The sequence below is a fragment of the Limnobacter sp. G6BE5S genome (assembly GCF_058448965.1).
The window spans coordinates 428,260-447,134 of record NZ_JBZFLM010000001.1; the positions used below are offsets into that span (position 1 = coordinate 428,260).

General features: G+C 53.0%; 21 protein-coding genes. 2 read left to right on the top strand and 19 right to left on the bottom strand.

The genetic code is table 11. The features are described 5' to 3' along the window. Positions 1-23 precede the first annotated feature (23 nt). Both ACVL1J_RS02105 and ACVL1J_RS02110 read left to right on the top strand, forming a co-directional pair. On the top strand, positions 24-686 hold the full coding sequence (locus ACVL1J_RS02105; protein ID WP_341237372.1) for an NAD(P)H-binding protein: 663 nt from the start codon (positions 24-26) through the stop codon (positions 684-686). A 36-nt stretch (positions 687-722) separates the two neighbouring features. Further along, complete coding sequence (locus ACVL1J_RS02110) at positions 723-1,088, top strand: response regulator (RefSeq protein WP_159569420.1); 366 nt, start codon at positions 723-725, stop codon at positions 1,086-1,088. Here the strand turns inward: ACVL1J_RS02110 and ACVL1J_RS02115 are convergent. The 19 genes from ACVL1J_RS02115 to rsmG all read right to left on the bottom strand — a co-directional run bounded on the left by ACVL1J_RS02115 (position 1,085) and on the right by rsmG (position 18,871). Further along, positions 1,085-3,085 (bottom strand): UvrD-helicase domain-containing protein, encoded by a 2,001-nt coding sequence (locus tag ACVL1J_RS02115; protein ID WP_341237371.1) that lies wholly within the window; start codon positions 3,083-3,085, stop codon positions 1,085-1,087. The genes ACVL1J_RS02110 and ACVL1J_RS02115 overlap by 4 nt on opposite strands. Positions 3,086-3,130: 45 nt before the next feature. After that, complete coding sequence (locus ACVL1J_RS02120) at positions 3,131-5,173, bottom strand: primosomal protein N' (protein ID WP_491665111.1); 2,043 nt, start codon at positions 5,171-5,173, stop codon at positions 3,131-3,133. Positions 5,174-5,505: 332 nt separating this feature from the next. Further along, positions 5,506-6,600 (bottom strand): uroporphyrinogen decarboxylase, encoded by a 1,095-nt coding sequence (gene hemE, locus ACVL1J_RS02125; protein ID WP_341237369.1) that lies wholly within the window; start codon positions 6,598-6,600, stop codon positions 5,506-5,508. A 25-nt stretch (positions 6,601-6,625) separates the two neighbouring features. After that, entirely contained in the window at positions 6,626-7,090 is a 465-nt protein-coding gene (locus ACVL1J_RS02130) for a CoA-binding protein (RefSeq protein ID WP_236550825.1), read from the bottom strand. Next, complete coding sequence (locus ACVL1J_RS02135) at positions 7,087-7,896, bottom strand: hydroxypyruvate isomerase family protein (RefSeq protein WP_341237368.1); 810 nt, start codon at positions 7,894-7,896, stop codon at positions 7,087-7,089. Before ACVL1J_RS02135 ends, ACVL1J_RS02130 begins: the two co-directional genes overlap by 4 nt. Further along, entirely contained in the window at positions 7,893-8,717 is an 825-nt protein-coding gene (locus ACVL1J_RS02140; protein WP_341237367.1) for a metallophosphoesterase, read from the bottom strand. Before ACVL1J_RS02140 ends, ACVL1J_RS02135 begins: the two co-directional genes overlap by 4 nt. A 35-nt stretch (positions 8,718-8,752) precedes the next feature. Beyond that, positions 8,753-9,142 (bottom strand): hypothetical protein, encoded by a 390-nt coding sequence (locus ACVL1J_RS02145; RefSeq protein WP_341237366.1) that lies wholly within the window; start codon positions 9,140-9,142, stop codon positions 8,753-8,755. Between the two features lie 136 nt (positions 9,143-9,278). Beyond that, positions 9,279-9,698, bottom strand: a complete 420-nt coding sequence (locus ACVL1J_RS02150) for a F0F1 ATP synthase subunit epsilon (protein ID WP_159569408.1) — start codon at positions 9,696-9,698, stop codon at positions 9,279-9,281. 69 nt (positions 9,699-9,767) lie between these two features. Then, positions 9,768-11,159, bottom strand: a complete 1,392-nt coding sequence (gene atpD / locus ACVL1J_RS02155; RefSeq protein WP_159569406.1) for a F0F1 ATP synthase subunit beta — start codon at positions 11,157-11,159, stop codon at positions 9,768-9,770. A 38-nt stretch (positions 11,160-11,197) separates the two neighbouring features. After that, positions 11,198-12,067: a F0F1 ATP synthase subunit gamma gene (atpG, locus tag ACVL1J_RS02160; protein WP_159569404.1), complete on the bottom strand. Its 870-nt coding sequence runs from the start codon at positions 12,065-12,067 to the stop codon at positions 11,198-11,200. Positions 12,068-12,140: 73 nt separating this feature from the next. Then, entirely contained in the window at positions 12,141-13,682 is a 1,542-nt protein-coding gene (atpA, locus tag ACVL1J_RS02165; protein WP_159569402.1) for a F0F1 ATP synthase subunit alpha, read from the bottom strand. A 32-nt stretch (positions 13,683-13,714) separates the two neighbouring features. After that, positions 13,715-14,248 carry a F0F1 ATP synthase subunit delta gene (locus ACVL1J_RS02170; RefSeq protein ID WP_341237365.1) on the bottom strand — a complete coding sequence of 178 codons (534 nt, stop codon included), beginning with the start codon at positions 14,246-14,248 and terminating at the stop codon, positions 13,715-13,717. A 24-nt stretch (positions 14,249-14,272) separates the two neighbouring features. Further along, positions 14,273-14,743 (bottom strand): F0F1 ATP synthase subunit B, encoded by a 471-nt coding sequence (locus tag ACVL1J_RS02175; RefSeq protein ID WP_105027747.1) that lies wholly within the window; start codon positions 14,741-14,743, stop codon positions 14,273-14,275. Between the two features lie 75 nt (positions 14,744-14,818). After that, positions 14,819-15,061 (bottom strand): F0F1 ATP synthase subunit C, encoded by a 243-nt coding sequence (gene atpE / locus ACVL1J_RS02180; protein WP_008247085.1) that lies wholly within the window; start codon positions 15,059-15,061, stop codon positions 14,819-14,821. Between the two features lie 59 nt (positions 15,062-15,120). Then, entirely contained in the window at positions 15,121-15,981 is an 861-nt protein-coding gene (gene atpB / locus ACVL1J_RS02185; protein ID WP_341237364.1) for a F0F1 ATP synthase subunit A, read from the bottom strand. Between the two features lie 2 nt (positions 15,982-15,983). Then, positions 15,984-16,373 (bottom strand): ATP synthase subunit I, encoded by a 390-nt coding sequence (locus ACVL1J_RS02190; RefSeq protein WP_491665080.1) that lies wholly within the window; start codon positions 16,371-16,373, stop codon positions 15,984-15,986. Positions 16,374-16,464: 91 nt separating this feature from the next. Beyond that, positions 16,465-17,346: a ParB/RepB/Spo0J family partition protein gene (locus ACVL1J_RS02195; protein ID WP_491665081.1), complete on the bottom strand. Its 882-nt coding sequence runs from the start codon at positions 17,344-17,346 to the stop codon at positions 16,465-16,467. 49 nt (positions 17,347-17,395) lie between these two features. Further along, the gene (locus ACVL1J_RS02200; protein ID WP_341237049.1) at positions 17,396-18,172 is read right to left on the bottom strand and encodes a ParA family protein; all 777 of its coding nucleotides are present in this window, start codon (positions 18,170-18,172) and stop codon (positions 17,396-17,398) included. Between the two features lie 30 nt (positions 18,173-18,202). Beyond that, a complete protein-coding gene (gene rsmG, locus ACVL1J_RS02205) occupies positions 18,203-18,871 on the bottom strand; it encodes a 16S rRNA (guanine(527)-N(7))-methyltransferase RsmG (protein ID WP_236550849.1) in 669 nt (222 codons plus the stop codon). Positions 18,872-18,875 lie beyond the last annotated feature (4 nt).

Here is an 18,875-nt window from a genome sequence, read left to right on the forward strand (position 1 = left end):
CGTTTTTTTATTGGGGACTTGATTTGAGTTCGACGAATATTCAGAAAACCCTGCTATTGGTGGGAGCCACCGGCGTTGTAGGTCACAGCGTGTTGGCGCAGGCGCTGGCGCACCCGAATGTAGGCAAGGTGGTTGCGTTAACCCGCAAACCCATTACACCGCACCCCAAGTTACTCAACCAGGTCATCGACTTCAACGCCATTCCTGAAGAGGCTCCTTGGTGGCAAGCCGATGCAGTCATCTGCACCTTGGGCACCACCATCAAAGCGGCCAAAACAGCGGAGCAATTCCGTTTTGTGGATTACACCCTGGTGGCTCAATTTGCGGCACTCGCCGCCCAGCATGCCGTGCCCTGCTTCGTACTGAACTCAGCCATGATGGCCAATCCCAAAGCGAAAGGCCTGTACTTGCGCACCAAGGGCGAAGCGGAACAGGCAGTTCGAAACGCGGGCATTCCAAGTGTTGTGATTGCGCGCCCTGGTCTGCTCGATGGTCAGCGCGAGGAATTTCGTCTGGGTGAAGAAATTGGTTTGATCGCCAGCCGCATGCTCAACCCGCTATTGCCCAAACGCCTGCGCAGTGTGAAAGTCGACATGCTTGCACGCACAATGCTAATAGAAGCGCTAAACGCCGAACCGGGCGCAAAAGTACTGGAATCCGAGGTTTTTCAATCTGGCACGGTATGATGGTAAAAATAAATCACTATCAAACCAAATCACGCCATGCCCAATATTCTTCTAATTGACGATGCCAACACCATTCGAAAAGTTTGCGCACATATTTTGACCCAAGCGGGTCATGTTGTGCGCACCGCGGCATCGGCTCAGGAAGGCATACGAGAGATCGTAGAAAACGGCGCACCCGACCTGATCATCACTGACATCGACATGCCCGGTATGGACGGTCTTGAGTTGTGCAACCGGATTCGAAAAACCGGAGCCATGGTACCCATTGTGGTGATTACGTCGTATTCCGACAAAGAAATGATTAAACAGGCCAAAGCCCTCAACCTTGCGGGGTGGTTGTTAAAACCGGTTACCCCCGAGGCGCTGATCCAGAAAGCAAATTCTGCGCTGGGTGCAAACTAAGCGCCGACCTTTGTCAGCAACCCTTTCAACGCACTCAAACGGTCTTTCGGGGTCATCTTGGGTGTGTCATCGGGCAGGTCTTTGTCGGTTTCCAGTTGCAGTTCCTTGATAAACCGCGACGGAAAACAACTCACCAATTCACGCGCCTTCTTGCGCTTTCTGCACCAGGTAATATTCAGGCTGCGCTGTGCACGGGTCACACCCACATACATCAGGCGGCGCTCTTCTTCCAGCCTGTCGTCGGTCAGTTCGCGCCCTTCGCCGTCGCCAAAACTGGGCAAAATACTTTCCTCACAACCCAGCAAAAACACATGCGGAAATTCCAGCCCTTTGGCTGCGTGCAGGGTGCTTAGCTGCACGGCATCGGGCCGGGTGCCATCGTCTTGCCGATCCAGCATGGTCATCAAAGCCACTTTCTGTGTCAGGTCCAGCAAGGTCGAACCTTCTTCCTCGCCCTTGTCGCCCATCCACTTCACAAAGTCCAGTACGTTCTGCCACTTGGCCTGCGCGCCACGTTCGTCTTGCTGCTCGTAAAGCCACTCTTCGTACTTGATGGTGCTCAACAACTCATTGAGCAAATCGCGCGCAGGTTCACGCTGGGCGCGGTACTCCAGCTTGTTGATGAAGGTGCCGAAAGTGCGCAGCGCATCGACCATGCCCGCATTCAAATGGCTTTCCGCACCGGTTTCAAACAGCGCTTCAAACAATGAAACCCCGCGCGTACCTGCATAAGTGCCCAAGGCTTCCAGTGTTTTCTGACCAATGCCACGCTTGGGCGTGGTCACCGCACGAATGAATGCCGGGTCATCGTCCTGATTCACCAGCAATCGCAAATAGGCGATCACATCCTTGATCTCGGCACGCTCAAAAAAGCTTTGTCCGCCACTCAAAATGTAGGGAATTTTCTGGCGCCGCAAGGCCTGTTCCAGAATGCGCGCCTGAAAGTTACTGCGGTACAACACCGCATAATCGCCGTACTTGGCGCGGCGTTCAAAGCGATGCCCACTCAACATCATGGCCACCTGCTCGGCTTCATGCTCATCGTCAGCCATGGGGCTGATCACAATCGGTTCACCGGGGCCGTGGTCGCTCCACAGGGTTTTTGGAAACAGCTTCGGGTTGTTTTCAATCAAGCGGTTGGCCGCCTGCAAAATACGCAGGGTAGACCGGTAATTCTGCTCCAGCTTGATCACTTTCAACTGCGGGTAATCTTCGGTCAGCTGCCGCAGGTTTTCAATGGTGGCACCGCGCCAGGCGTAAATGGCCTGGTCATCGTCGCCCACCGCCGTGAACATGGCGCGTGGCCCGGCAATCAAACGCAGCAAATCATACTGGCAGGCATTGGTGTCTTGCACCTCGTCCACCAGCAAATAACGCAGGCGGTTTTGCCAGCGGCTGCGCACTTCCTCGTTGCTGGCCAACAGGCGCGTGGGCTTCAAAATAAGGTCGTCAAAATCCACAGCCTGGTAGGCCGCCAGCGTGGCTTCATAGCTTTTGTACAGGCGGGCAATTTGGCCCTCATCTTCTGTGGTGGCTTGGGCCAGTGCAGCATCGGGGTCCACCAGGCCGTTTTTCCACAGCGAAATTACGCTTTGCGCCTTGCGAATCAGCTGCTTGTCGGTGGTGCCATACAGCTGTTGCACCAGGCCGTAGGTGTCTGTTGCGTCCAGAATTGAGAACCGCGCTTTCAGCCCGGCATGTTTGTGCTCTTCCCGCAAAATTCGAATGCCCAGGCTGTGAAAGGTACACACCAACAGGCCTTTGCCTTCCGTGCCACGCAACAACTTGGCCGCACGCTCTTCCATTTCCTTGGCGGCTTTGTTGGTAAAGGTAACCGCCGCAATGTTCTTGGCGCTTACGCCCTTGTTTTGAATCAGGTGGGCAATTTTTTGGGTGATCACGCGTGTTTTGCCCGAACCCGCACCAGCCAGTACCAAGCAGGGACCATCCACATAATTCACAGCTTCGCTTTGGGCTTTGTTCAGGCCAACAGACATACAGGGGGGAAACTCCAGGGGAAGGCATTACTGTACCAGAGGCACTTACAGATCAACCGGGTCCACTTCCAAAAACCAGCGAACGCTGCCAGGTAGCGCGTGAAGCTGCGCCAACCATTGGGTCAGGAAACGGTGCAGCGCGGGCCGAGACTCGCTTTCAATCAGCATTTGCGCGCGTTCAATGCCACCCACCCGAACCACGGTCAAGGGCACCGGGTCGCACATGAACACCGGGTTGTCCGCATCGACCAAAGGCTCACCCAATTCACGCGCGGTACTTAAAAACTGCAAACAATTGGCCAGCTTTTTGTGGTCTGCCCGAATGGTGGCCTGGTGAGAAAACGGCGGCATGCGTGCATCTTTGCGGGCCTGCATTTCATGGCGGGCAAAGTTTTCATAATCGTGCGCCTTCAAGGCATCAAACAACGGGTGTTGCGGGTAACGCGTTTGCACCACCATGCGGGCATCGCCTGCCCTTCGACCAGCCCGGCCCGCCACCTGCATCAGTTGAGCAAACAAGCGCTCGGGCGCGCGGTAGGCGTGCGAATACAGCGAAGCATCCACATTCAAGGCCAACACCAGGGTTACGTTGGCAAAGTCATGCCCTTTGGCAATCATTTGCGTGCCCACCAGCACATCGGCCTCCCCGCTGTGCGCCTGTTGCAACAAGGCTTCCATTTGCCCCTTGTTGCGGGTGCTGTCTGCATCAATGCGCAAAATATTTGCAGTGGGCAACAGGCCCGCCAGTGTCTCTTCAATACGCTGCGTGCCACGGCCAAAACCGGTCAAATCCTGATTGCCGCAGGTGGGGCAATGGGTGGGCACACGCTGGCCCGCACCACAGTGGTGGCAACGCAGCATGCGCTCGTTTTTGTGCCACACCATGTGCGCCGTGCAATGGTCGCAGTTGGCCACCCAGCCGCAGGCATTGCACACCATTTGAGGCGCATAGCCACGGCGGTTCAAGAACACAATGCTTTGCTTGCCCGCCTCAAAGTTTTGTACCAAGGCCTGCATTGCCGGCTCGCTTAAACCTTCTTTGGCCGGAAAATTGGCGGTGTTAATCAACTCCACCTTGGGCAGGCTTGCACCCAGCACCGCGCGGTTTTTCAAGGCAAGGCGCTTGTAAGCGCCCTGGTCGGCTTTCAACCAGGTTTCCAAGGCAGGGGTTGCCGAGCCCAACACAATCGGCACCTCGCGCTGTTTCGCCAGCATCAGGGCCAAATCGCGGGCATGGTAACGCATGCCATCTTGCTGCTTGTACGATGGGTCGTGTTCTTCGTCCACCACAATCATCCCCAAGCGTGGCAAGGGGGTCAGCACACCCAGCCGCGTGGCAATAATCACATCGGCTGCACCCGTGGCGGCTTCAAACCAGGCTTTGGTGCGGGTGAGTTCGGCCAGGTTGCTGTGCATCACCACAACCCGGTGTGGTGCCAAGCGTTCTTTGTACAAAGCTTGCGCAGCCGGGGTCAGGTTGATTTCGGGCAACAACACCAACACCTGCTCGCCACGGGTCAAGCGCTCTTCAACCGTGTGCAGGTACACCTCTGTTTTTCCACTGCCAGTGACCCCGTACAGCAGGAAAGGCTGAAAGCCTTGCGCCGTCGATAGCTGTGCCACCGCATCCAGTTGTTCGGTGTTCAAGACCGGTTTTTCAAGCTTGTTGATTTGGGATTTGCCAGCCTTGGCAACCGTGCCCGCGTCACGGGTCTCTGCCAACAACTTGTGGGCATGCTCTCGGGATTTGGCCACCATCACCGGTTCTTCACCCCGTGCATTCAGCACGCGCAAGGCCTTGGGCAAAGCCTCCAGGGCAATCATGCCCAATGGGTGGTGGTAATACTTGGCCGCGAATTCAATCAATGCCTGCCATTTAGCGCTCAAACATTCGCCCGCATCAAGCACCGTGTGCACAGGTTTGATGTATTCGGCCATTTGTTGATCGGGTGCAATACCCTGAACCAGTCCAATGCGGTGCTGGCGTCCCCACGGCACAATGACACGCATCCCGAATCGGGGCGTGTCGTCGCTTTGCCACTGGTAGGTGAAAGATTTGGGAAGCGGTGCAGCAACCAACACATTCACCAGCAAAGTGTTTCCCTCGACCGGGTTAGATGAAGTGTTTTGCTTTGGGTCTGTCTTCACAGCTTACTTTAAGTTCATGGACTAGCTGGCTTGAATTAAACGGAATACAAAATTTTTAACAGTCAATGTGGATAACTTTGTGGACATCCGTGGAAATAATCCACGGACGTGCTACAGGATGCAGGCATTCATGTAAAGTACAAATTTTGTAAAATACATTTTTTGTATTTAAAAACAAGCACTTAACTGCCCACTCTGCTTTTCCAATCGTCGTGCAATGCAAAAAAACATTTCTGAAGCCTTGCGCCAAAAATGTGCATAAGTCCAAGTTTTTACTGCCTTTGTTTGCGGCTGTAGCTGTGCACTGCATTGACCATCACCTCGACACTGTCGGGGTTGGTGAACTGGGAAATACCATGGCCCAAGTTGAACACATGGCCGGCACCCGCCTGTGGCACACCAAAACTTTCCAATGCTTTGGCCACTTCGGCCTCAATTTGCGCCGGCTCGGCAAACAACACATTGGGATCCAGGTTGCCCTGAATTGCACAACGGTCACCAATACGGGCACGGGCCTGACCCAAATTAACAGTCCAGTCCACACCAATTGCACTGGCACCACTGGACGCAATGTCCTCGAGCCACAAACCGCCACCCTTGGTGAACACAATCGAAGGAATATCCTCGGTGAATGCACCCCGATTGGCCTGCAAAGGCAAACTGGCCACGATTTTCTTGATGTAGTTCAAGCTGAATTTCTGAAATGCGCCATCGGCCAAGGCACCGCCCCAGCTGTCGAAAATCATCACGGCTTGTGCGCCGGCCTCAATTTGAGCACGAAGATACTGACTGACCGCCTCAGTGGTCACTTCCAGAATGCGGTGCATCAGGTCAGGACGCTTGTACAACATGGTTTTTACTTTCCGGAAGTCGCTGCTGCCACCCCCTTCAACCATGTAACACGCCAGGGTCCAAGGGCTGCCTGAAAAACCAATCAATGGTACCCGGCCATCCAGTGCGCCCCGAATGGTGCTGACTGCGTCTGTCACATACCTCAGGCTGGTACCAATGTCAGGAACTGCGAGCTTGGCCACATCAGCCTCGGTAACCAAGGGGCGCTCAAACTTGGGACCTTCGCCTTCTGCAAAATACAAACCCAAGCCCATGGCATCGGGCACGGTCAAAATATCCGAGAACAAAATGGCCGCATCCAGCTTGTACCGTTCAAGCGGTTGCAAAGTCACTTCGCAGGCCGCCTCCGGGTTGGTGCACAAACCCATAAAGTTGCCGGCTTTTGCGCGCGTTGCGCGGTACTCGGGCAAATAACGGCCCGCTTGGCGCATTAACCAAACTGGCGTGTACTCGGTGGCTTCACGGCGCAATGCACGCAAGAAGGTGTCATTTTTAACGGGCTGAAAACTGCTCATATTCGTAGATGCTTATTCAATAATTTCAAACTAAATACAGACGCTGGTGTTCGGTTTTCAAACAACGGTCCATGAGAAAAGGTAAACCTGCAGCCTTCGCCTTGGCTTCAACCATGTCGTTGCGAATTCCCTGCTGCAACCACACGGCACCTGCACCCACATTCATGGCCTGAGCCAAAACATCGGGGGTGTGCTCGGCGCGGCGAAACACATCGACCAGGTCAATTTTCAGGCCGGTTTCGGCCATCGCGGTTTTCAGGTCGGGGTAACAGGTTTCGCCCAACAGACCACTTGGTCGACCTTGCAAAGCCGGGTTGATCGGCAAAATTCGATAGCCCTGCGACTGCAGGTACTTGGCAACAAAAAAACTGGGCTTGTGGGCTTGCGAAGAAAAACCCACAACAGCGATCGTTTTGGTGTTGTCGAGCAGTTGCTTCAGTTCAGCGTCTTGCATGGGCAATTCTTCCGGCGGTTGCCCGCCTAAGCTCAAGGTTCGAAGGACTCCATTGTGCCTGAAAATCCAGTGCTTCGGATCCAGCCCAAGCCATCGCGGGTGCCCGCTTTGGGTCGATACTCGCAACCAATGTGGCCGTTGTAGTTCAGCGTTTTCAATTTGGCATGAATTCCTGAATACACAGATTCATTCGGCTCATCTCGGTCAGGTACACCTGCAATTTGCAAGTGCTTCACACGCCCGGTAGGCAGGTAGCGGCCCAGCGCATCCCGTGCATTACCTTCGGTTCGTTCAACATGGTACAGGTCCATTTGCACACCCAAATTGACCCGATTCAAATCAATCAACAGGTCATGCGCATCCGCTTGGTGGCTTAACAAATAACCAGGAACATCAACTCGGTTAATGGGTTCAATCAACCAGTCCACGGGTTCATCTCGCATGCTGCTTGCCAACCAGTTCAGGTTCTCGGCGTAACAGGCCCGTGCCAATTGCACAGCCCGCGCATCGCTCAAATCAACCACCCCGGCCAGCACATGCACTTTGCGCACACCCAGTGTTGCGGCATAGCGTACCGCTTGCTCGATAGAACGTTTGAATTCATCGCGCCGTGCCGGTTCAACCGCCAGGCCTCGATCGCCATTGGTCCAATTGCCTGCAGGTGCATTGATCAACACCCATTGCACGCCCGCCTCACCGGCTTTATCGCGCAGCAGTTCAGCAGAATAATCGTAGGGAAACATGCACTCGGCATGCCTGAAACCGTCTTCGGCGCAGGCCTCGATGCGCGCCAGAAAATCGAGCTCGGTGTACAGCCAACTCAGATTGGCGGCCAGCTTCATACTTCGAACACAAGGTGTGGATTAAAAAAGGGATTCTCGAAAGCCTGTGGCGTCACCTGCACCTGCCCACGCTCCATTTTTCGTGCCTTGCCTTTTTTACGCACATAGCCACGCGGGTTGACCAGCACACGGGTTTGGCCTCCGTTGTTGTGCACGGTGTAATCAAACGAGTCGTGCATGTGCCCATGCACCCACACATCGGCCTTGCCCATTAAGCGGCTAAGGTCGGACACAAATGCCGCATTGATCGGACTCAAATTGAAACGCGGATGAATACTTTGCGGATGAGGCGCGTGGTGAGTGATCACCACGGTTTTGCCATCAAAAGGCATTGCTAATGCGGACTCTAGCCAATCAATGTTCTGATAGTGCAGATCGATACCCATGCTGGGAGAAAACTGTTTGCCCCGCATGCGAATCAATTTGTAATCGGGCAAGAACGCCTTGGCCACCAACTCGGCACCGAATCGCCAACCCGGTTGAATATTGAAATCGGTCCACAAGGTACAGCCCAAAAAACGCACACCTTGAATAACCACACCGGTGCGCTGCAGGTAGTTCAATTGCTTCCTCTCGGCCAGCTCGAACAAATGGTCGTCCAGAATTTCAATGTCGTGGTGGTAATACTCGTGGTTGCCCGCCACGTAAATGTGCTGTTTCTCGCCGAGTTCAGCCAAGGCCTGCAAGCCTTGGGTACCTTGATGAATATCACCGGCAAGAATCATTAGATCCACTTCCTCGACAGGCTGTGGAACCGCCGCCAAAGCGGGGAAACGGCGCATCGTTTCAAGATGCAAGTCAGAATACAAGGCGATTTTCATGCCTTTATTCTAACCTGTAGACCCATCACCGAGGATTACACACCTTCAGTTGCCAGTGCACTTCCCATTTGTTCAATGCAACGCAGAATGTGGTTTTCCAGGATTTTGCACGTAATGTGTCGCCAATCCAGCCGGTTAATGAACACCAGGCAATCATTGTTCTGGTCCACGGCAAACCAGGAAGGAATTGGCGTTGACGCGCCCATTTCCCGATTGGCCTGCAGCACCTTTTTCGCCGCAGCCAGATTGTCGAGTCGAAAACGCTTCAATTCAATGTGAATGTCGACCCAGGTTATTCCTTCCATTTCCCCATGCTGCAGCAACACCGCTTGGTCATTGAAGAAAAAAACCCGCCCCAGTGGGGTCATGTTGCTGGGGCGATTCTGTTGAAGGTCTTTCAACAGATCATCGAATTTTTGATACATAAACGGCTCCTTGATTGCCATTTATGTTGCGAGAACACACCCTGTGGTTCCACCTGTATTCACAATGCATCCGGCCAAGAAAAAAGCCACGGCTTTCACCGTGGCTTTTCACTGGTTTCTCAACCTTGTATTGCTTTTAACGTACTTTTCTCAAGCGCTTGATGGCTTGCAACTGTGCAATCGCGGAAGCCAATTCAGCTTGTGCTTGAGCATAGTCAATGTCCGCACTGCGATTGGCCAGTGCTTCTTCGGCCAAACGCTTGGCCTCCGTAGCCTTTGCTTCATCCAGGTCGCCGCCGCGAAGGGCCGTGTCTGCAAGAACCGTAACCGAGTTGGGTTGTACTTCCAACACGCCACCATTCACAAACACCACTTCTTCTTCAGCCTGACCTGCAATCTTGATGCGAACTGTACCTGGTTTGATGCGCGTAATCAGCGGAGTGTGGCGTGGATAAATACCCAGCTCACCCTGCTCTCCGGGCAAAGCAACAAATTCTGCTTCACCTTCGAAGATTGATTCTTCTGCACTCACCACATCCACGTGGATTGTCGACATACTCATTTCCTTTGTGATGGGCACCGACTTGGGTTTTCACCTTCGCCGGCACACGACACACCAGTCGGATTACTGAATTTTCTTGGCTTTTTCGAAGGCTTCGTCGATGGTACCTACCATGTAGAAAGCCTGCTCGGGCAAGTTGTCACACTCACCGTTCACAATCATCTTGAAGCCGCGAATGGTTTCCTTCAGTGACACGTACTTGCCGGGTGAACCGGTAAATACTTCAGCCACTGTGAAAGGCTGTGACAGGAAACGCTGAATTTTACGCGCACGGGCCACGGCCAGCTTGTCTTCTGGAGACAATTCGTCCATACCCAAAATCGCGATAATGTCGCGCAGTTCCTTGTAACGCTGCAGTGTTTGCTGCACGCCACGGGCCACGTTGTAGTGCTCTTCACCGATGATGTTGGGGTCAACCTGGCGTGATGTGGAATCCAATGGATCCACCGCAGGGTAAATACCCAAAGAAGCGATGTCACGAGACAACACAACTGTGGCGTCCAAGTGAGCAAACGTTGTAGCGGGTGACGGGTCGGTCAAGTCATCCGCAGGAACGTATACAGCTTGCACGGAAGTAATGGAGCCCTTCTTGGTCGAAGTAATGCGCTCTTGCAAGCGACCCATTTCCTCGGCCAGTGTTGGCTGGTAACCCACCGCAGAAGGCATACGACCCAACAACGCGGACACTTCAGTACCGGCCAATGTAAAGCGGTAAATGTTGTCCACGAACAGCAGAACGTCACGGCCTTCGTCACGGAAGTATTCAGCCATCGTCAAGCCTGTCAACGCAACGCGCAGACGGTTGCCGGGAGGCTCGTTCATCTGGCCATACACCAGTGCCACTTTGTCCAACACGTTGGAATCTTTCATCTCGTGGTAGAAGTCGTTACCCTCACGAGTACGCTCACCCACACCGGCAAACACGGAGTAACCACCGTGTTGCTTGGCGATGTTGTTGATCAATTCCATCATGTTCACGGTCTTGCCCACACCCGCACCACCGAACAAGCCTACCTTACCGCCTTTGGCGAATGGGCAGATCAAGTCGATCACTTTGATGCCTGTTTCGAGCAGTTCTGTCGAAGGTGACAGTTCGTCGAAAGCAGGTGCATTTTGGTGAATGGCACGTGTAGCGTCGGTTTTCACAGGGCCAGCTTCGTCGATTGGGCGACCCAATACGTCCATAATGCGGCCCAGTGTGCCTTGGCCCACTGGTACAGAAATCGGCTTGCCTGTGTTGGTCACAGCCATGCCACGGCGCAGGCCGTCTGATGCACCCAAACAGATGGTACGAACCACACCGTCACCCAGCTGCTGCTGAACTTCCAGTGTCAGTTCGGAACCTTCCATGGTTAGCGCGTCGTACACTTTCGGCATGTTGTTGCGTGAAAACTCAACGTCAATCACCGCGCCGATACACTGTACGATTTTTCCTTCGTTTGTCGCAGTACTCATCGTTATTTCCTTAATTCAAAATCGTTCCGAACTTCCGCTTACACAGCCGCTGCGCCGCCGACGATCTCTGCCAATTCTTTCGTAATGGCAGCCTGACGGGCTTTGTTGTAGGTAAGTTGCAGTTCACTGATCACATTCTTGGCGTTGTCTGACGCTGCCTTCATCGCAACCATACGTGCTGATTGTTCTGAAGCCATGTTTTCTGCCACAGCCTGGTACACCAATGCTTCGATGTAACGCAGCAGCAAATCGTCAATCACGGCCTTCGCATCCGGCTCATAGATGTAGTCCCACGACGTGGAACCCTCATCGGCTTGCAGCCTTTCGCCACCCAAGGGCAGCAGTTGCTCGAACACGGCTTCTTGCTTCATGGTGTTTACAAACTTGGTGTAGGCCAAATAAACGGCATCCACTTCGCCTGCAACGTATGCATCAAGTTGAACCTTGATTGCACCGATCAGCGCTTCCAGGTGGGGCTTGTCACCAAGACCTGTCACTTTGGAAGTTACCTCAACACCAATGCGGTTAAAGAAGCCAGCGCCCTTTGTACCGATTGCGGTTGCTCGTACCTTTGCGCCTTTGCCGGTCAATTCCTGAAACTTGCTGGTCACCAAACGCAGAATGTTGGTGTTCAAGCCACCACACAAGCCTTTGTCAGTTGTCACAACAATCGCAGCAACGTTTTTGATTTCGTCGCGCGCCACCATGTATTCATGGCGGTATTCCGGGTTTGCCTTGGCCAGGTTGGCGCAAATATTCCGAACTTTGTCCGCATAGGGACGAGCCGAACGCATACGGTCCTGGGCTTTGCGCATTTTGGACGCAGCCACCATTTCCATCGCCTTCGTGATCTTTCGCGTGTTTTGCACGCTCTTGATCTTGGTCCGGATTTCCTTCATTCCTGACATCGTATTTCCTCCAATGACTGGGAAGGTACTAGACCTTCCGAGTTATGCGGTGGGTACAATCAGATCGCTCTGATTAATACGCGCCAGTTTTCTTGAATGATTTCACGGCTTCGTGCAGCTTTGGCTCATCGTCTTTCGACAACTCGTAAGTCTGCTCGATACGATCGATCAGGTCCTTGTGGCTTGTCTGCATGAATTGACGCAGAGAAACCTCGAAAGGAAGAACGTTCGATACCTCGACATCATCCAGATAACCATTGTTGATTGCGAACAGGGCCAGTGCCATTTCCCATGTTTTCAATGGGGCGTACTGGGGCTGCTTCAACAACTCAACTACACGGCGACCACGTTCCAGCTGGCGGCGGGTTGCTTCGTCAAGATCAGAAGCAAACTGCGCAAACGCAGCCAATTCACGGTACTGGGCCAAGTCGGTACGGATACCGCCTGACAGCTTCTTGACCACTTTGGTCTGCGCTGCACCACCCACGCGAGACACGGAAATACCCGCGTTAATCGCTGGACGGATACCGGCGTTGAACAAGTCGGTTTCCAAGAAGATTTGACCGTCAGTAATCGAAATTACGTTGGTTGGAACGAACGCTGTTACGTCACCAGCCTGGGTTTCAATGATTGGCAGGGCGGTTAAAGAACCGGTTTTGCCTTTCACTTCACCCTTGGTGAATTTTTCAACGTATTCGGCGTTCACGCGTGATGCGCGCTCGAGCAAACGGCTGTGTAGATAGAACACGTCACCTGGGTAAGCTTCGCGGCCGGGTGGGCGACGCAGCAACAGGGAAATTTGACGGTAGGCCACAGCTTGCTTGGACAGATCGTCATACACGATCAGAGCGTCTTCACCGCGATCACGGAAGTACTCGCCCATGGTGCAACCCGAGTAAGGTGCCAGATATTGCATGGCAGCCGATTCAGATGCAGAAGCCACCACAACAATGGTGTACTCCAAAGCGCCGAACTCTTCGAGCTTGCGGATTACGTTCACGATGGAAGAGGCTTTTTGGCCCACAGCCACGTACACGCAAGTTACGCCAGTGCCTTTCTGGTTAATGATCGCGTCGATCGCAACTGCTGTTTTACCAGTTTGACGGTCGCCAATGATCAATTCACGCTGGCCGCGGCCAACAGGAACCATGGCATCAATCGCTTTCACACCGGTTTGCAGCGGCTGGTCTACTGACTTACGTTCAATAACACCTGGGGCCACTTTTTCAATCACGTCGGTCATCTTGGCGTTGACTGGGCCCTTGCCGTCGATCGGCACACCCAATGCATTCACCACGCGACCACGCAGCTCGGGACCTACGGGCACTTCCAGAATACGGCCGGTACACTTGACCAGATCGCCTTCAGAAATGTGTTCGTAAGAACCCAAAATAACGACACCCACGGAATCACGTTCCAGGTTGAGCGCCAAACCAAAGGTGTTGCCTGGGAATTCCAGCATTTCACCTTGCATCACATCTGACAAACCATGAACGCGGCAAATACCGTCGCTCACGGACACTACAGTACCTTGTGTCCGGATGTCGGCCGATGATCCGAGGCCTTCGATCCGGCTCTTGATCAGTTCACTGATCTCAGAGGGATTAATCTGCATATTGATTGCTCCAATTACGTTTGAGGGCCAAGTTAGGCTGTTAAAGCCGCCTTCATCGCGTTAAGTTTGCCGCGCACCGAACTATCCAAAATTTGATCGCCGACAGTGACGCACACGCCACCAATCAGGGACTCGTCCACCTGAACTGTTACGTTCAGTTTGGACCCAAATTTCTTTTCCAATGCACCACGTACGTTTTGAACTTCAGCATTAGTCATGGGGAATGCAGAGGCGATGACCGCATCTGCAGAACCTTCATGGCTGTTCTTCAATTCTTCGAACTGTCGAGCGATTTCTGGCAAGGCCAGCAAACGGCCATTTTCCACAAGCGCACTCAAAAAATTCGTTGCTTGCGCTTCCGCCGGTGTCTTGGTCAGTTCAACAAACACCTTCAACACCTGCTCGTCAGTCAACTTAGGGTTGCTGACCAGCAATTTGATGTCTGCGTTGCATGCGACTGCCGACCACGACTGTAGCCAATCACTCCACTGTTTCAGGCTTGATGTTTTGGCAACATCAAACGCTGCTTCAGCGTAAGGACGGGCGATGGTGGATAGTTCGACCATTTTGTGTTTCCTTAAGCTTTAGGCTTACAGTTCCGCTTTCAGTTGATTCAGCAAATCTGCGTGGGCCTGGGCGTTCACTTCCTTCTTCAGGATTTGCTCTGCGCCTTTCACCACGAGTGTTGCCAACTGATCGCGCAACTGGTCACGGGCACGTTGTGCTTCGTTTGCAGCTTCCGCTTCAGCCTGCGCAAGAATTCGCTTGCGCTCAACTTCGGCTTGTTGTTTTGCCTCTTCAATAATCTGCTGGGCACGCTTTTCTGCTTCGGCCAGGCGTTGCTGATTTTCAGAACGGCTAACAGCCAGTTCCTGTTCAGCTTTACGACCGGCTTCTGCCAAAGCCTGCTTACCACGTTCTGCAGCGGCCAGGCCGTCTGCGATTTTCTTTGCACGCTCATCGATGCTCTTGATCAGCGGGGGCCATACGAATTTCATCGTAAAGACCGCCAAGATGAAGAAAACGACGAGCTGAGCAAACAGCGTTGCGTTTAAGTTCACGGCATGTTTCCTCTAAAACGCACGAATTGGACTTAAAACATTCGTGCGGTGTTGTTCGAAGGAAGTGGCTGTAAATTAACCAACAAATGGGTTAGCAAACGCGAACATCATCGCGATACCAACACCGATCAGGAACGCAGCGTCGATCAGACCGGCCAAAACGAACATTTTTGTTTGCAGTTCGTTCATCAGTTCTGGCTGGCGCGCAGAAGCTTCCAGGTACTTACCACCCATGATCGCGATACCGATACAAGCGCCGATCGCGCCCAAACCAATGATAATGCCGCAAGCAAGAGCTACGAAAGCAACGTTAGTCATGACAACTCCTTAAATTGAAAAAATGAAAAATTAAAAAAACCAAAAAAACTAAAAATCGATCAGTGGCCCTGATGCGCCTGGCCAATGTAGATCAAGGTCAACATCATGAAAATGAAGCCCTGGAGCAACACGATCAGAATGTGGAAAATCGCCCAGATTGTTCCGGCCAACACATGGCCCAAGAAGGCAAATGCTCCACCCAAGGACAACGCAGCCGCGCCACCCAGCAAAGCGATCAGCATGAACACCAATTCGCCTGCATACATGTTGCCGAAAAGTCGCATGCCCAAGGACACGGTTTTCGCGGCAAATTCAATCAGGTTCAATACAAAATTGGGGATCCACAGCAGTGGGTTGGCACCGAAAGGTGCGCAGAACAGTTCGTGAACAAAGCCGCCCGCGCCTTTGATCTTTACAGAGTAGTAAAGCATCAGGCACAACACGCCGAGCGACAAGCCCAAGGTACCGTTCAGGTCGGCCGTGGCCACCACACGCATGTAGGGGTCACCAGCGCTGGCTGCATAGCCAAGTTGGTACATCAGTTGGCCCCAGGCCATGGGGATCAGGTCCACGGGGATCAAGTCAAAGGTGTTCATGACAATGATCCACAGGAACACGGTCAGAGCCAAAGGGGCAATGAAGGTTCGGTCGCCGTGCACAATTGATTTGGACTGGTTTTCAACCATTTCAACCATCATCTCGACGAAGCCCTGAAAACGCCCAGGTACGCCAGAAGTGGCTTTGGATGCCGCTTTATACAGCATGAAGATTACGATTAAACCGGACAGGATGGAGAAAAACATCGTGTCCAGGTTGATCACTGAGAAATCGACGATAAATTTTTGCTTATCGGTAGCGAAATGCTGCAAGTGATGGACGATGTACTCTGAGGGCGTTTGCCCATTCGGTGAAGATGCCATACTTATCTCAAGAAAAATGCCAAAAAATAGCTTTTGAGGGTGACGATCGCAGTGAGGATCAAGGACCACCAAACAATGTTCGGGTCAACTTGACTCGCTACAAACATAATCGCGATTGTTGCGCCAACCTTCAGGAATTCTCCGGTCAAAAACACAAAGGTTCCGCCCATGGGGGTTTTACTACCCAAGGCCAACCGTGCGGCGAACAATGTGCTCGGCAACGCAACGGCGACGAAACCCCAAACGGCAGACTGCGCGTGAATTGGGGACACCAACAACATAAGGAGGCAGACTATCACCCCGACGACCCATTGGAGTCCAACTATTTTCCACATATTTGCTGCGCTGCCACATTTAACCTTATTCGGATACGTATTTTCCGCAAGGCTCACGTGTTTTTGACAAACCGCCAGATTATAGGGGTTTGTACGGCCCCTCGTCAAACGAAAACGGCTTATTTTTCACACCGATTTGGTGCAGAAGTTAAAGCTCTTCTTTGGGAAATCCGATGCGCTCCAGCACACCGTCCAGTTCGTCCAAATTATTGAATTTAATAGTAACACTGCCTTTGCCATTTGCATTGGCTTTTAACTGAACTGCGCTGGCCAACCAATCGGCCAAGCCCTCTTCCAGGCGACGTACATCCGCAGTTTGCTTGGGCTTGGTGGCCACCCGGTCGTGGTCGCTGGCCCAGTCGTTCACGAGCTTTTCTGTTTCACGAACGGACAAACGCTTGTTCACCACTTCATTGGCGCACGCAATTTGCTCTGCCGCATTCAAAGCCAACAAGGCCCGAGCGTGGCCCATTTCTACGTCACCAGCCAGCAGCATGGTTTGCACCGGCTCAGCAAGGTTCAACAAGCGCAACATATTGCTTGTTGCACTGCGGGATCGGCCAATGGCACGGGCGGCGTCTTCGTGGGTTAAATTGAACTCACGAATCAAACGCTGCACGCCCAGCGCTTCTTCCAGCGGATTCAAGTCCTCGCGCTGAATGTTTTCAATCAATGCCATGGCCAGGGCAGACTCATCGGGAACCGCACGCACCAATACAGGGACTTCGGCCAAACCTGCTATTTTTGATGCGCGGAAACGGCGTTCACCCGCGATGATTTCGTATTTGCCTGAACCAATTGGCCGCACCAGGATGGGCTGCATAATGCCCTGGCTTTTGATGGACTCGGCCAACTCCAGGAGGGAACTTTCATCCATGCGCGAACGCGGCTGGTATTTACCGGCCTGCAGCTTGCCCAATGGCAGTGTCATGACCTGCTCACCCATGTCTTTGTTGACATCGTCACCGGAGGGGCCCAATAGCGCTTCCAGACCCCTTCCCAGGCCTTTGGTACGTTTGATTGCGTTCATATTTTCTTCTGCTGAATTGGATTAGACTGCAATTGGCTTAGGCCGCGATTTAAGCTGCAATGGGCAAGCCAAGCCGCTCGACCATTTCGTTGGCGAAGTCCAGATAGGCCTTTGCGCCTTTGCTGGACTTGTCAAACAAGACGCCAGGCACACCGTAACTAGGGGCCTCAGCCAAGCGCACATTTCTCGGAATAATGGTTTTGAACACCTTGTTGCCAAAATGTTTTTCGAGCTGGGCAGACACTTGCTGGGCCAATGTCATGCGCGGATCGTACATGACCCGCAACAAACCAATGATGGTCAAATTCGGGTTCAGGTTTTTGCACACTTGCTTGATGGTGTTGACCAGATCGCTCAAACCTTCCAGTGCGTAGTATTCGCACTGCATGGGTATTACCACGCCATTGGCGCAGCACAGTGCATTGAGTGTGAGCAAAGACAGCGCTGGCGGACAGTCGATCAAGATGAAATCATATTGACCGTCAACCTGGGCAATTGCCTCGCGCAGCTTGATTTCACGGTCTTCGAATTCGACCATTTCCACTTCTGCACCCGCCAGCTCGCGGTTGGCGGCCAGAACATCGAACTCGCCTTCTGCACGAACGGTGGCTTCAGCCACGCCCACCATGCCCACCAGCACTTGGTAAACCGTGTGTTTAACGCTTCGCTTGTCGATGCCACAACCCATGGTGGCATTGCCTTGGGGATCGAGATCGACCAGCAACACACGCTGTTTGGCCATGGCCAAACCGGCAGCCAGATTCACCGCGGTGGTGGTTTTTCCCACGCCACCCTTCTGGTTGGCAATGCAGAAAACTTTCGCCATCTTCTTGTCCTGTGAATGAATGCTTTGATTTTAGCGTTTAATCATGAACAAGTGCCTTGCCTCGTCCAAGAATGGCACTTCAATTGGATGAAGTGCCTCAATTCGCCAACCTGCGGGCACTTCGCTGTCGACTTCGACTCGCCCCTTCAAAGCGGCAAACTGCCCGTGCTCTGCTAATACATGCTGGCCAAGCCCAATGAAGTTGTCGATGCTTGAGAATGCTCGGGAACATATCAAATCAAAGGGCAGGCTTGCTTGAAACTCTTCCACCCTGCCATGCACTGCCTGGGCATTTTTCAAACCCAGACTGGCAATGGCTTGTTGCATGAAAGCCGCTTTTTTTTGAACCGTGTCGATCAGGGTTACATTCCAAGCCGGTTGGGCAATCGCCAATACCAAGCCGGGCAAACCGGCTCCCGCACCTACATCCAGAATTCTTGGATTGGGCGTGGACTGAAGCGCAAAAGATAGTTCGGGCAACACCGCCAAGGAGTCGAGTAAATGGTGCGTGACCAGTTCCCGATTGTTGCGAATGGCCGTGAGGTTATACACCCGGTTCCATTTTTGTATCAGCTGCCCATATTTGAACAATTGCCCATGTTGCTCAGCACTCAAACCCAGGCGTAGACAGGCAATACCCTCTTCCAGTAGCGCTTGGTCTGAAGACCCCAGGGTTTCAGACTTTGGCTTTCGATGCACTGAA